Annotated in this window: 10 protein-coding genes; 6 read left to right on the top strand and 4 right to left on the bottom strand. The window is 72.2% G+C overall.

What is annotated here, in order from left to right; translation table 11 throughout:
* Nucleotides 1-21: 21 nt before the first annotated feature.
* Nucleotides 22-687: an RlpA-like double-psi beta-barrel domain-containing protein gene (locus AC3EN4_RS05110; RefSeq protein ID WP_435204748.1), complete on the top strand. Its 666-nt coding sequence runs from the start codon at nt 22-24 to the stop codon at nt 685-687.
* Nucleotides 688-777: 90 nt separating this feature from the next.
* On the opposite strand, the gene gabT is transcribed toward AC3EN4_RS05110, so the two are convergent.
* Nucleotides 778-2,049 (bottom strand): 4-aminobutyrate--2-oxoglutarate transaminase, encoded by a 1,272-nt coding sequence (gene gabT, locus AC3EN4_RS05105; RefSeq protein ID WP_435204747.1) that lies wholly within the window; start codon nt 2,047-2,049, stop codon nt 778-780.
* A gap of 3 nt (nt 2,050-2,052) precedes the next feature.
* Nucleotides 2,053-3,489 (bottom strand): gamma-aminobutyraldehyde dehydrogenase, encoded by a 1,437-nt coding sequence (locus tag AC3EN4_RS05100; protein ID WP_435204746.1) that lies wholly within the window; start codon nt 3,487-3,489, stop codon nt 2,053-2,055.
* Nucleotides 3,490-3,583: 94 nt separating this feature from the next.
* On the opposite strand from AC3EN4_RS05100, the gene AC3EN4_RS05095 reads away from it, so the two are divergent.
* Nucleotides 3,584-5,071 carry an aldehyde dehydrogenase family protein gene (locus AC3EN4_RS05095; RefSeq protein ID WP_435204745.1) on the top strand — a complete coding sequence of 496 codons (1,488 nt, stop codon included), beginning with the start codon at nt 3,584-3,586 and terminating at the stop codon, nt 5,069-5,071.
* A 12-nt stretch (nt 5,072-5,083) separates the two neighbouring features.
* Here the strand turns inward: AC3EN4_RS05095 and AC3EN4_RS05090 are convergent, their stop codons facing one another.
* Nucleotides 5,084-5,947, bottom strand: a complete 864-nt coding sequence (locus tag AC3EN4_RS05090) for a hypothetical protein (RefSeq protein ID WP_435204744.1) — start codon at nt 5,945-5,947, stop codon at nt 5,084-5,086.
* A 77-nt stretch (nt 5,948-6,024) separates the two neighbouring features.
* Nucleotides 6,025-7,263 carry an SUKH-3 domain-containing protein gene (locus AC3EN4_RS05085; RefSeq protein WP_435204743.1) on the bottom strand — a complete coding sequence of 413 codons (1,239 nt, stop codon included), beginning with the start codon at nt 7,261-7,263 and terminating at the stop codon, nt 6,025-6,027.
* Nucleotides 7,264-7,341: 78 nt separating this feature from the next.
* Here AC3EN4_RS05085 and AC3EN4_RS05080 point away from each other — a divergent pair, with 78 nt between their 5' ends.
* From AC3EN4_RS05080 to AC3EN4_RS05065, 4 genes are read left to right on the top strand one after another with little or no spacing between them, the layout of a single operon-like run.
* Complete coding sequence (locus tag AC3EN4_RS05080; protein WP_435204742.1) at nt 7,342-7,764, top strand: YbaB/EbfC family nucleoid-associated protein; 423 nt, start codon at nt 7,342-7,344, stop codon at nt 7,762-7,764.
* Nucleotides 7,761-8,093 (top strand): hypothetical protein, encoded by a 333-nt coding sequence (locus AC3EN4_RS05075; protein WP_435204741.1) that lies wholly within the window; start codon nt 7,761-7,763, stop codon nt 8,091-8,093. The genes AC3EN4_RS05080 and AC3EN4_RS05075 overlap by 4 nt, the downstream gene beginning before the upstream one ends.
* Nucleotides 8,094-8,109: 16 nt before the next feature.
* Nucleotides 8,110-12,459 carry a toxin glutamine deamidase domain-containing protein gene (locus AC3EN4_RS05070; protein ID WP_435204740.1) on the top strand — a complete coding sequence of 1,450 codons (4,350 nt, stop codon included), beginning with the start codon at nt 8,110-8,112 and terminating at the stop codon, nt 12,457-12,459.
* Nucleotides 12,456-12,896: a hypothetical protein gene (locus AC3EN4_RS05065; protein WP_435204739.1), complete on the top strand. Its 441-nt coding sequence runs from the start codon at nt 12,456-12,458 to the stop codon at nt 12,894-12,896. The genes AC3EN4_RS05070 and AC3EN4_RS05065 overlap by 4 nt, the downstream gene beginning before the upstream one ends.
* Nucleotides 12,897-13,031: the final 135 nt, after the last annotated feature.

The following is a 13,031-nucleotide window of genomic DNA, read 5'->3' as shown; positions in this document are numbered from 1 at the left end:
GCTAGGGCGGGAGTTACGGCGATGAGGGTTCAGCGGAAGCATGTGCTGGCGGCGACCGTGGCGGTGGTTGCCGCCGCCGGGGTGGCGGTGGGGACCGGGTTCGGGTTCGCCGACACCGCTCCGGCACGGTCGTCCGCCTGCTCCGGCTCGGTGACGTTCTCGGCGGAGGGTGGAGCGCCGGCGGCGACAAGTGACAGGTTCCCGGTGGGTACCCGGCTGCGGGTGACCAACCTGGACAACAACCGTACGGCCACGGTGACGGTGACCGGCCCGTCGGGGAGTTGTGTGCTGCTCAACGCCGCCGCCATGGAGCTGGTGCGCGAACCGGGCAAGAACGTGATCCGCCGCAACGTGGTGGAGCGGCTGGACGGCGCGGCCGCCCAGCCCGCCCCCGGTGGGGTACGCCCCGGCGCCGCCTCGCCCGCCGCGTCGCGTCCGGTGCCCGGCTCGGCCTGCTCCGGCGCGATCACCTTCTTTGCGGAGAACGCTGCCCCGGCGGCGACCAGCGGGCGGTTCCCCGTGGGTACGCGGTTGCGGGTGACGAACCTGGACAACAACCGGGCGACCACGGTGACGGTGACCGGCCCGTCGGGCAGTTGCGTGCTGCTCAACACCGCGGCGATGGACCAGATCCGCGAGCCGGGCAAGAACCTGGTCCGCAACAACACCGTCGAAGTGCTGCGCTGACGTGGGTCGAGGGGCCCGATGCGGGCCTCTCGACGGCGTCAGCGCCGCCGGACGTTGTGCCGGGGTCCGGATCGGGCCCCGCCACGGGCGTCACTCGAACGCCGCGTCGAGGATGTCGGCGCCCCGGATGAGGTCCGCGTCGGAGATGACCAGCGGCGGGAGGAAGCGCAGCACGTTGCCGTACGTGCCGCAGGTCAGGGTGAGCAGGCCGGCGGCGTGGCACGCCGCCGAGATGGCCGCCGTGGCGCTCGGGTCAGGAACGAGGGTCCCGGGCTGAACCAGTTCCACGGCGAGCATCGCGCCGCGCCCGCGTACCTCGGCGACCCGGGAGTCCCGCTCGGCGATGGCCCGCAGGCGAGGGGCCAGCACCGATTCGATCCGGCGGGCCGCGCCGGCCAGGTCCTGCTCGTGCATGGTCTCGATGGTGGCCAGCGCGGCGGCGCAGGCGATCGGGTTGCCGCCGTACGTGCCGCCGAGCCCGCCCACGTGCACCGCGTCCATCAGCTCCGCCCGGCCGGTCACCGCCGCGAGGGGCAGCCCGCCGGCGATGCCCTTGGCGAGGGTCACCAGGTCGGGTTCGACGCCCTCGTGCTGGCAGGCGAACCAGTCGCCGGTCCGGCAGAAGCCGGTCTGGATCTCGTCGGCGACGAAGACCACCCCGGCGGCCGTCGCCCAGTCGCGCAGCGCGGGCAGGAAACCCGGCGCGGGTACGACGAAACCGCCCTCGCCCTGGATCGGCTCGATGAGCAGCGCGGCGACGTTCTCCGCGCCGACCTGCTTCTCGACCATCTCGATGGCGCGTGCGGCCGCCTCGACGCCGGAGAGCCCGCCGTCGCGCAGCGGGTACGACATCGGCACCCGGTAGATCTCTCCGGCGAACGGCCCGAACCGGTGCTTGTACGGCATGTTCTTCGCGGTCAACGCCATGGTCAGGTTGGTCCGGCCGTGGTACGCGTGGTCGAAGACCACCACCGCCGGTCGTCCCGTGGCGTGCCGCGCGATTTTGACAGCGTTCTCCACCGCCTCGGCACCGGAGTTGAACAGCGCCGACCGTTTCTCGAACCCGCCCGGCGTCAACGCGTTGAGCTGCTCGCACACCGCCACGTACGACTCGTACGGCGCGACCATGAAGCACGTGTGGGTGAACCGTTCGACCTGCGCGCGGACGGCCTCGACCACCTTCGGCGCGGAGTTCCCGACGCTTGTCACCGCGATGCCGGCGGCGAAGTCGATCCACTCCCGCCCGTCGACGTCGGTGATCGTCCCGCCCGCGGCGGTGTCCACATAGGATGCGATGACGCTGCCGATCCCGCGGGCGACCGCGCTGCCCCGCCGCTTGTGCAACTCGTCAGAAGTGGCCATGGCTCACACCTCGATGTTGTGCATAACGTGCTTGATCCGGGTGTAGTCCTCCAGGCTGTAGACCGACAGGTCCTTGCCGTGCCCGGAGTGCTTGAACCCGCCGTGCGGCATCTCGGACACGAACGGGATGTGCGTGTTGACCCAGACGCAGCCGAAGTCGAGCCGCCGGGTCATCCGCATCGCCCGGCCGTGGTCGCGGGTCCAGACCGACGCGGACAGGCCGTAGTCGACGCCGTTGGCCCAGCGCACCGCCTCGTCCTCGTCGGAGAAGCGCTGCACCGTGATGACCGGGCCGAACACCTCGTCCTGGATGATCTCGTCGGCCTGGCGCAGCCCGGACACGACGGTGGGCGTGTAGAAGTAGCCGCGCTCGCCCTGCCGGGCGCCGCCGGTCTGGATCGCCGCGTGGTCGGGCAACCGGTCGACGAAGCCGCTGACCCGGGCGAGCTGGTTGGCGTTGTTCAGCGGGCCGTAGAGCACGTCGGCGTCGTCCGGGGCGCCGGTCTTCGTGGCGCGGGCCTGCTCGGTGAGCGCCGCCACGAAGTCGTCGTGGACGCCGGGACCGGCCAGCACCCGGGTCGCCGCCGTGCAGTCCTGCCCGGCGTTGAAGTAGCCGCCGACCGCGATGGCCTCGGCCGCCGCCGCCACGTCGGCGTCGTCGAAGACCACCACCGGGGCCTTGCCGCCCAGCTCCAGGTGGGTGCGCTTGAGGTCGGGGGCCGCCGCGGCGGCCACCTCCATGCCCGCGCGGGTCGAGCCGGTGATCGACACGAGCTGCGGGGTCGGGTGGGAGACGAGGGTACGACCGGTGTCGCGGTCGCCGCAGACCACGTTGAACACCCCCGGCGGGAAGAACTCGGCGGCGATCTCGGCGAGCAGCAGCGTCGACACCGGCGTGGTGTCCGACGGCTTCAGGACGACCGTGTTGCCGGCCGCCAGCGCCGGGGCGATCTTCCAGATCGCCATCATCAGCGGGTAGTTCCACGGGGTCACCTGGGCGCAGACCCCGATCGGCTCGCGCCGCACGTACGAGGTGTGCCCGGCCAGGTACTCCCCGGCCGAGCGCCCCTCCAGCAGCCGGGCGGCCCCGGCGAAGAACCGGAATTCGTCGACCGCCGGGGGCAGCTCCTCCTCGGCGGTGAGCTGGCGGGGCTTGCCGGTGTTGCGTACCTCGGCGTCGACCAGCTCGGCGGCCCGCGCCTCCACCGCGTCGGCGAGCTTGAGCAGCGCCCTCTGCCGCTCGGCGGGGGTGACCTCCCGCCAGCTCTCGAAGGCGGTTGCGGCGGCGTTCATCGCCGCGTCGACGTCGGCCGGGCCGGAGACCGGCGCCTGCGCGAACACCTCCCCGGTGCAGGGGTCGACGAGGTCGGCGTAGCCGCCGTCGGCCGGGTCGACGTAGGAGCCGTTGACGAAGTTGCGCAGCTGCTGCTGGTCACTCATGACGGGATCACTCCGAGGGGGGCCGGGGGTGAGTCTGCGGCGGTTCTCGCAATCTGTCTGACATCTTCGCTACTGAATCCGCAGCAGACAAGGGATGCGGCGACTGTTTCCGTCGACTGCTGTTCCGTCTACGCTGCACGGCGTGGAGCCCACACCCTTCTTTGTCGCCTCCCGTCCCGCCTCCGGCGCGGGCGAGTTGACCGTGCACCACCCGTACGACGGTCGCGCGGTGGGGCGTACCACCTTTGCCACGCCCGACCAGGTCGAGGCCGCTGTCGCGGCAGCGGCCGGGGTGGCCGCGCAGGCCGCGGCCCTGCCCGCGCACGCCCGCGCGGCGGCCCTGGACCACGTCTCCCGGCGGCTCGCCGAGCGGGCCGACGAGGTCACGGCTCTGATCACCGCCGAGAACGGCAAGCCGGTGAAGTGGGCGCGCGCCGAGGTGGGGCGGGCGGTCTCCACCTTCCGGTGGGCCGCCGAGGAGGCCCGACGCTTCTCCGGTGACCTGCAACGGCTCGACACCGATCCGGCCGCCACCGGCCGGATCGCCCTGGTCCGACGGGTCCCCCGGGGGCCGGTGCTCGGCATCGCGCCGTTCAACTTCCCGCTCAACCTGGTCGCGCACAAGGTCGCCCCGGCCATCGCGGTCGGCGCGCCGATCATCGTCAAGCCGGCCCCGGCGACGCCGCTGTCCGCGCTGCTGCTCGGCGAACTGCTGGCCGAGACGGACCTCCCGGCCGGCATGTTCTCGGTGCTGCCGCTGCCGAACGACCGCGCCGCCGAACTGGTCGCCGACCCGCAGCTGCCGGTCGTGTCGTTCACCGGGTCCGGACCGGTCGGGGCAGCGATCCGGCGGCAGGCACCGGAGAAGCACGTGACGCTCGAACTGGGCGGCAACGCGGCGGCGGTGCTCTGCGCGGACTGGACGTCCCCCGACGACCTGGACTTCGCGGCGCAGCGTATCGCCACCTTCGCCAACTACCAGGCCGGCCAGTCGTGCATCGCCGTGCAGCGGGTGTACGTGCACCACGCGCTGCACGCCGACTTCCTGCCCCGCCTGGTGGCGGCGGTACGCGCGCTGCGCACCGGCGACCCCTCCTCCGAGGTGACCGACGTCGGCCCGATGGTCTCCGAGGACGCGGCCCGCCGGGTCGAGGCGTGGGTGTCCGAGGCGGTGGTGGCCGGCGCGACGGTCGAGGTGGGCGGCGTCCGCACCGGCGCGTCGTACCCCCCGACCGTCCTCACCGGCGTGCCGGCGGACGCCCGGGTCGTCGCCGAGGAGGTGTTCGGGCCGGTACTGGTGGTCACCCCGGTCGCCGACGACCAGGCCGCGTTCGCCGCGGTCAACGATTCGGCGTACGGCTTGCAGGCCGGCGTGTTCACCCGGCGGCTGGACGTGGCCTTCGCCGCCGCCCGAGTCCTCGAGGTGGGCGGCGTGATCGTCGGCGACGTGCCGTCGTACCGGGCGGACCAGATGCCGTACGGCGGGGTGAAGGGCAGTGGCGTCGGCCGGGAGGGGCTGCGCAGCGCGATGGACGACTACACCGAACCGCGCGTCATGGTGCTGACCGGGCTCGACCTCTAGGCGACGCGAGCTCTATTCGATGAACACCTTCACGGTGTCGGAGAGCCCGTCGTTGCGGTTGATGCCGACGAAGAATTCGCTTCCCACGTGGGTGACATCTTCGATCTCGTCGACCAGGTTGTTGCTCGGGACTCCGATGTCGCTCTCCACATCGCCACCCGACCAGTTGTACTGGTACACCCAGTTCCATCCGGTCGAGGGCGTCGAAGTGTTGATCGACTTGGTGTTCCAGATGTAGTTCTCCGAGCAGTCGATGCCCTGGTCGGAACGATTGTCGTGACTCGTCAGGTTGCTCTTGACCAGCGTCCAGCCACTGGTGAGCGCGCCGGCGCCGGGATGGGTCCACAGGCTGCCCAACCGGCGGGCCGCATACTTGCCGGCACCGCCGGCAGCCGTCGCGCTGTAGCAGAACCCGCTGATGTTGCCGATCGGCAGACGCACCTCACTGGTCGTGCCGATCGCGCCGTCGGCGTTCAGGCGAATGATCGTCACCTTGTCGCTCAGGAACGCCGACTGGCTTCCCTGGGCGGCAATCAGGGCCGGTCCCAGGCCCAGGTAGTTCGCGTTGTAGGCGAGGTCGTTGCCGTGGCTGAGGGTCGGAATGGAGGTCGGGGCCCCGGAGCAGACCCAGCTGGCGCCGTCCCAGGTCGAGCCGTCCCGCAGCCACCGGGACAGGACCGGCTCCGCGCCGGCCGCCTTCGTGAAGACGATGTAGAGCTGGCCGCCCGGCCCCGCCACCATGCCCTGCATGACCGTGCGACCGGCCTTGCACGCACTGCTGTTGGGGATGTCCAACCGGACCGCCCCACTCCGGTCGGTAGCAGCGGAGGCAGCCGCGGCCGGGGCGAGGGCGATGCCGACGGAGAGTGCGAGCACGGTGGCGACGCTCGATAGTTTCGTCAATTCGGTGTCTCTTCTCTAGGGGCGAGGCGAGAAGAGTGTATCGGTCAATATCAACTCGTCCAGGTGCCGTCGTCGCGCACTCGTGCGGGGGCGCGGCCGAGCAGCAACGTGGTGAGCGCGGCGTCGATGCTGTCGCCGAGGAACCAGTCGCCGGCCTGGTCGAGAGCGAAGACCCGGCCCCGCTCGTCGACGGCGAGGATGCTGTCCTGCTGCTCGGTGCCGATCGGGAAGAGCCGTACGCCGAGCACCGCGCCGAGGTCGGCGAGCGTGTCGGCGGTGTGCGCGATCAGGTGCGGACGGATGTCGAAACGGGATATCCACACCTGCTCGCCCGGACCACGCCGGGCGCCGACCAGGCTGGGAAACGCGGTCAGCGCCTCCACGGCGGCCGGGAAGGCCTCGTGCCGGTGCGTCCTCCCGGGCACGGCGGTGACGTCCCGTACCCCGGCCGCCGCCATGATCTGGTCACCGATGTGCGGTCGCCATCCCGCCGCCACCAGCGCGTTCGCCACCGCGGGTGGGAAGCGCCCCGGGTCGGGATCGGGCGCGGTCGGGGCGAGCCACGTCTCGGTGTAGGCCCGTGCCGCCTCCGGCAGGACGTTGGCGCGTACCAGGAACGCGATGCACGAGTCGCAGGGCAGTTCGGCGGCCCCGCCGGCCGGGTCGCCCGGTTCACGGATCCGGAAGATCTCGAAGCGGGCGGCGTCCAGCAGCGCGGCGGCCTCGGCCCGCCCCATCGGCTCGATGCCCTCGGCGGCCCGCCGGTGGTCGTACTCGTGCAGCACGTCGGAGACCACGATCAGCTCGGCGTGACACTCGACGCCGCGCACCAACTCGCCGGGCGGCCTCTCGTCCAGGTACGCGCGCACCAGCGGATGGTGGTTCAGGGTCGCCGGTCCTCTCGTGCCCTGGGCCGTCCAGATGCGACCGTCGAGGGTCAGGTGCGCCACCGTGTTCGGCGTCGGACCCCGATGGATCTCCCGGATCAGCAGGCTCGACGCGTCGACCGTGCGCGGTGCGGTCGGTCCGCTCGGCTGGCTGCGCCGGTACAGGTCCGCCACCACCGCGGCCGGCACCCGGGGCCAGGTGGTGACCGTGCCGGTGCGCTTGTCGATGACGGTCGTCGGCAGGTCGCCGGGGATCGCCCGCGCGCCGCTCGACACGATCGAGGTGACCACGAAGCCGAGGTCGAACTCGTCGACGACCGGGGTGCACTCGTGGCCGAGGCGCTGTGAGTCGCGCCGAGCCCAGGCGGACGCGAGCTGCTCGGCCTGCTGACGGTCGATCACACATCGAAACTACCGGACTACACGGATCGATGGCGGCCGGTATGGTCTTGGATACCGACGGTGACGGGAGGAGCGGCGGTGAGCGAACGCGTGGAACGGGACGCCAATCGCGAGCTACGAGCCCGATTCGACGATGTGTACGGCCAGTACCAGCAGCTCAGGTCCGGTTTGGACACTCTTGCGGCGCGGCTCGCCGAGCTACGGGTGACCCGCCGCTCGCCGGATGGTCACGTCACGGCGACCGTCGGCGCGCAGGGTCAGGTCATCGAGGTCGTCCTCGCCCCGGCCGTCTACCGGGTCCGCGACGCCGAGGCGCTGAGCCGGAAGATCACCGAGACGATCCGGGCGGCTGTGGCCGCCGCGGCCCAGGCCACCCAGGACCTCGTCGCCGAGACCATGCCGGCCGGTGCCGGCTCGGCGGACTTCCTGCGTACCGGTGACTTCGGCACGTTGCTCGGCCGTGCCGACGCCGTACTCGGCCGTCGCGGGGGGCCGGCGTGACCGACGGGCAGCTCTGGCTGGACGCGTCCCGGGCCCGGCGCGGCGGCGCGGACCTGGCCCTCTCCGGCGAGGCGGTGACTGCCCGACGGGCGGCGGAGGGCGGCGAGATCGAGGCCGCCAGCGGCACCCGTCCGTGGGGGCGGGACGACATCGGCGCGGCGTTCGAGCGGAGCTACCGGGGCATCGAGCAGACCGTGCTGCGTGCCTGGTCGGGCGTCGGGCAGCGCCTCACCGAGTTGGGCACCGACGTGGTCAGCGCGGTCGACGCGAGCATGCGGACCGACCAGAGCAGCGCCGTCCGGCTCGACGGCACCGCCGACCAGCGCTGACGACGGGCCGATCCGGATGAGCGTGCTGCCCAGCCCGATTCCGCACCCGCTGGACTACGCGCCCTGGGACGTACCCGGGTGGATCTACGAGGCCCTCGACTGGGCGATCGGCGTGCAGTGGCCCGAGGGCGACGAGCGGGCCGTATGGGACCTCGCGGACCGGTGGTACGCGGTGGCCGCCGTCCTCGCCGGCCCGCACGCCGACGCCGCCACGGCCGCCGCCGAGGTACGCAGTGGGTACGGCGGTGTCGGCGCTGTCGACGCAGCGTTCGAGGCGGCCTGGCGCGGCATCGCCGAGGGCGACGACGCGCCCCTGCCGGTGCTGCTCGCGGTCACCGCCGACCTGGGCCGGCTGGTCGAGGAGTGCGGCTGTGACATCGAGGGCACCAAGATCGAGGTCTGGATCGAGCTGGGGATCCTGGTCGTCGAACTGCTCTCGGTGGCCGTGGCGGCGCTGCTCACCGCCGGGGCGGCCTCCCCGGCGGCCGGCGCGGCCGTCACCGCGACCCGGCTGCTCATCCAGCAGATCTTCAAGCGCCTGATGGGGCAGCTGGCCAGCAAGGCGCTGCGGCGAGGGCTCAAGGAGGCCGGCGAGCGGGCGGCCAAGGAGGTCGCCAAGGGCGGTGTACGTGGCCTCGCGAAGCGGGCCACCCGGGAAGGTTTGGAGGAGGCGGCCGAGGAGTCCGGGATCAGTCTCGCCACGCAGGCGTACCAGAACTCCACGGGCCGGGCCCACGGCGTCGACCTGACCGACCTGGGCGCGTCGGCCGTCGGCGGGCTCGCCGGCGGTGCGGTCGCGCCGCTCGCCGGCCTGGGCCGCCACGCGACCGGCCGCGCCGCACGTGTCGGCGAGCACCTGGGTCGGGAGATGACCGGCGAAATGCTCGCCGAGAGCGCCGCCAGCGTCGCCACCGGGCAGGGCCTGGCCTCGGTCGACGACGTGGTACGCGCCGCCGCGTCCGGGGTCACCGGCTCGACGACCGCGCAGACCGACCACGCGTTGCAGGCGCGGCTTCGCGCCCAGGCCGACGCGCTGACCGGGGCGTCCCTCCCCGGCCCGTCGCTGCCGATCCCACCCCCGCCCGCGGAACTCACGGCGTCCGCGCCGGTGTCGTCTGGGCCGGTGTCGTCCGGGCCGCTTTCGCCATCGTCGGCGTCGACGGGGGATGGTGCCGGAGCGGTGGGCGCGAACGTCGCCGGTACGTCTTCGCCGGCAGCAGCGGGCGTCCAGGGCGTTCCCGCCGACGGGCACGGCGCGGGTCCCGCAGTGTCGGAGGTGGGGCTCTCGGCCGTTGCGGAGCCGGGCCATCCCGCCGTCGCGGCGGCGCCCACGCTCTCGGGGGTCACCGCGCCCGTCGCCGGCGTTGTCGACGCGGTCGGCGGACCACGTGTCGGCGTCGCTACGGCGCTCACCCCGGCGGCGATGGACCCGGCGGGCGTCAGCGGTTCCGTACCCCCGTCGGCAGGTCTACCCGGGGCCACCTCGGCCGTGTCGCCGCCGGTCTCGGCGGCCCCGCTGCCCCCAGCGGTCGGGCCGTCGTCGGGCCCGCTGCCGTCGGCGGCCGGGTTCTCGTCGGCCTCCGTGGCCTCGTCGGCATCCGTGATGTCCTCGACCGGGCCGGTGTCGGCGTCCCCGCCAACGGCCGTGGGGGCGGTGCCTCCGGTCGGCTCGGCGGCCGCGAGCACCACCGGGCTCCCGACGCCGAGCGCGTCCGCCGGCCCTGCCCCGGCCATCGCGCCCTCGGTGGCGTCCCCGCTCCCGTCCACCGGACCGACGGCCGACGCGTCACCCGACGTCCTGGCCAGGCAGGGCACAGCCGTGACCCCGGCGGACGGCGGCGCGCTGTCCGCGCCGGCGGGCCGACACTCCGCACCCGAGCGGGAGGCGGTCGCACCGGCCCGCGTACCCCGGCAGCGAACGGGTGGTCGCAGGTCCGCGCCCGTCGACGTGGTGGCGTTCGGCGACCCGGTGGTGTCCACGACCGACCTCGACGACTGGTACGCGGCCCAGTGGCTGGCCGAGGCGGAGGCCGCCGAGCGGCGGCGCTACCAGGGCCACTTCGAGGCACAGCGGATCGGCTTCGAGAACAACCGCCGGCAGGCCGAGGCCACCCGGCTGCGGGCGCGGGCGGCGGAGCACGACCGCCGGGCCGTCGAGTACGCCAACTACGCCCGGCAGCTGCACCAGACCGGTCACCGGCAATGGGCCGACGGGTGGCAGCGGGCGGCGAACGACGAGACACGCGCGTACGCCCACTGGCGTGACCTGGCCAACGACGTGCTGGCGGGGATCACGGCACCGCCGGTCATCGACCTGGCCGACGGCGCCTTCGCGCACGCCAACAGTGACGTGGGCGCGCTCGCGCTCGGCGCGGTGGAGACCAGCGGCCCGTCCCGGCTCACCGGCGACGACGTTCCCCCGCCGATCGACGACTCCCGTCCGTACGGGCAGCCGGGCGGGCTCCGGCCGCCCCTCGCGCTGCATCAGGTCGACGTCGAACGACAGATGCCACGTGAGCGCGACGGCACGATCAGACGTACCGCCGATCCGCGCCAGGGCGGCTGGTTCCGCCTGTTGAACGACGGCGGTCCCCAGGCCGACGCCACCCGTGGCATCAACTGCCTGGACTGCACCCTGTCGCTCTTCGACACCTGGGTGCACGGGCGGCCGCGGGTGTCCGCGCCGCGCACCTTCGACGGCTACCTGAACGGTGACATCCGACGCCCGATCCGCGGCGAGGCGGGTGGGCCGGGCCGGGTGGAGGACGTCACCGGCGGCCGCTTCCAACGCGTACTCGCACCCGGCCAGCCACCCGACCCGGCACAGGCCCGACAGGGGTACGCCAATCTGCACGACCAACTGCTGCTGGGCGGCCACGGCAGCTACGCGTTCCTGATCACCGAGTGGGCCGGTGGCGGCTCGCACGCCTGGGTGGCACTGAACCAGAACGGCACGATCCTCTACGTCGACCCGCAGACCGGCCTCGTCCGCGACCGGCCGCTGTATCCCGACGTGGTCGGCATCGACGCGCTCGTACTGGGCGGAGACGGCCGACCGATGCCGCTCGGCGGGCTGCCCCGGGGGCGGTTCAGTGAACGCCCCGACCTGCCGACCCATCCACCCGGATACGACGACGGCGGCCACGGCGACCCGTACATCAACCGCATGTACCTGCTGCTGGACGGCCCGGGCTCGGTGCCGGACGGCCTGCCGTCCGATGCTCGCGTAGGTCAGCCACTCGCGCACGCCGGCAGTCTCGACGAGGTCTTCTCGGCAGGGATGAGTCCCGCCGACTTCGCGCGGGCGGTGGACCCGCCGAGCCTCCGGCGGCTGGTGCCCAGCCTCGATGACGCGGCCGCGCAGGACGTGTCGCGGCTGTTCGCCGACACCCGCGTCCGAGACATGCTGGACACCACCCTGCGAGAGCCGCCCCCGAACGAGCCGCAACTGGCCGAGACGTTGGCCCGGCAACTGGCGCAGGCGCCGGATCTGGCGCGGATGATTCTGGGCACCCCCGAGTTGGCGGCGTCACTGACGGCGCGGCCGTTGACGTTGCATCACCTGGCGAGCCACCAACAGGCCATCGACGCCCTCGCCGACGTGCTCGACGACATCAACGCGCGAGAAGCAGCACGACCGGACGCGGAGCCCGGTCCGGCATTGCCTCAACCGGAACCCACACCCCTCACCGCTGATCAGTTGCGGATCAGCGCCACTTTGCAGGTGCAGCCGGGGCCCGTTGCCCAAGCGGGCTTCGACCGGCGTCGGATCGGCGATTCCGACTATCGAAGTAGCTACCTCGACGATCTATATGAGGCAGCAGTCGAGGCCCAGGCCGACCTGAACCGGCTCGCGACGTCTCTGTCTGTTGTCGATGGCCGTTCTGTGGGAAACCCAGGCTGGCGTCCCCAGCCCAAGGATCGACGGCGAGCCGAGGACAAGGTGAACAGCCGGCAAGGCGATGCGTCCACGCTGCTGGACCTAGCGGCCGCGAAGGTCGAATTCGATTCTCTCGACGACCTCTATGCTGCGCTCGCTCGGATCAAGGGGAGTCCGGACATCACGATCGTCAGGTTCGAAGACCGTTTCGTTGCACCAATGAGTAGCGGCTACCGAGATGTACAGCTCGTGCTCCGGACGCAGAATGGACATCTGGGCGAATTTCGGCTGCATCTGGCGGCGCTCGATGCCGTGGCCGTTTGGGAGCATGTGCTGTACGAGGTCCGCCGCGACATCGAAGCGCTGGCCCGCGTTGAGGGGCGCACTCTGACGCTACGCGAGCGGGAGATCGTAGAGGGCATCCGCCTTCGCGAGCAGCAGTTGTTCTGGCAGGCCTTGCTGTCGACCTTTGAGGAGTCTGGATGACCGAGAAGCCCGTTTCGGAGCTTCCCGCGTACTACCTGTATCACCAGGCACCGGTGAAGATCGTGGAGACGCCCGACGGTGGTGCCCAGGTCTGGCGAGTGTCCATCGACACGGGAGGATGGCACGCCAAGCCCAGCCTCTTCGCCGAAATCATGCTCGCGGTCGGCGGCGACATCTTCCGCCGTTCGGAGGCGGATTTCGTTCAGGAGGTGGAGGCGTTCCGGGCCCACTACCTGGAGGGTGACGGCCCGATCTTCGCGCTGTACGAGACGGTGCGGTCGATTCAGGACCTGGCAGCGGCCGAGGGGCGGCACCTGACGCCGCGCGAGCAGGCTCTCATCCGGGGGATCCGGCAGCGGTCGTTCGTGATGTTCGAGGAGCAGCTTCGGGCGGCGGGCGACCCGGGCGCGGACCCCGACATCGCCCGTGCGGCGTAGGCATTGCGCGCCGGCCGCATCGACGGAAGGCTGGATCAGTCGTCGCTACCAGTACAGAGCGTGATCGACTCCGGATCGCCGAAGTGGCGGTTTCCGCGCGGCGGGTTGGCGCGATGTCGCCGAAGTGGAGTCGAT

This window comes from Micromonospora sp. bgisy143, from assembly GCF_057708145.1.
This window is presented reverse-complemented; position numbering and strand designations above follow the sequence as displayed.

Coding starts and splice junctions, on each gene's coding strand:
- gabT (WP_435204747.1), bottom strand. CDS start 2,049: ATGGCCACTTCTGACGAGTTGCACAAGCGGCGGGGCAGCGCGGTCGCC.
- AC3EN4_RS05070 (WP_435204740.1), top strand. CDS start 8,110: ATGAGCGTGCTGCCCAGCCCGATTCCGCACCCGCTGGACTACGCGCCC.
- AC3EN4_RS05065 (WP_435204739.1), top strand. CDS start 12,456: ATGACCGAGAAGCCCGTTTCGGAGCTTCCCGCGTACTACCTGTATCAC.
- AC3EN4_RS05095 (WP_435204745.1), top strand. CDS start 3,584: ATGCGGCGACTGTTTCCGTCGACTGCTGTTCCGTCTACGCTGCACGGC.
- AC3EN4_RS05110 (WP_435204748.1), top strand. CDS start 22: ATGAGGGTTCAGCGGAAGCATGTGCTGGCGGCGACCGTGGCGGTGGTT.
- AC3EN4_RS05100 (WP_435204746.1), bottom strand. CDS start 3,489: ATGAGTGACCAGCAGCAGCTGCGCAACTTCGTCAACGGCTCCTACGTC.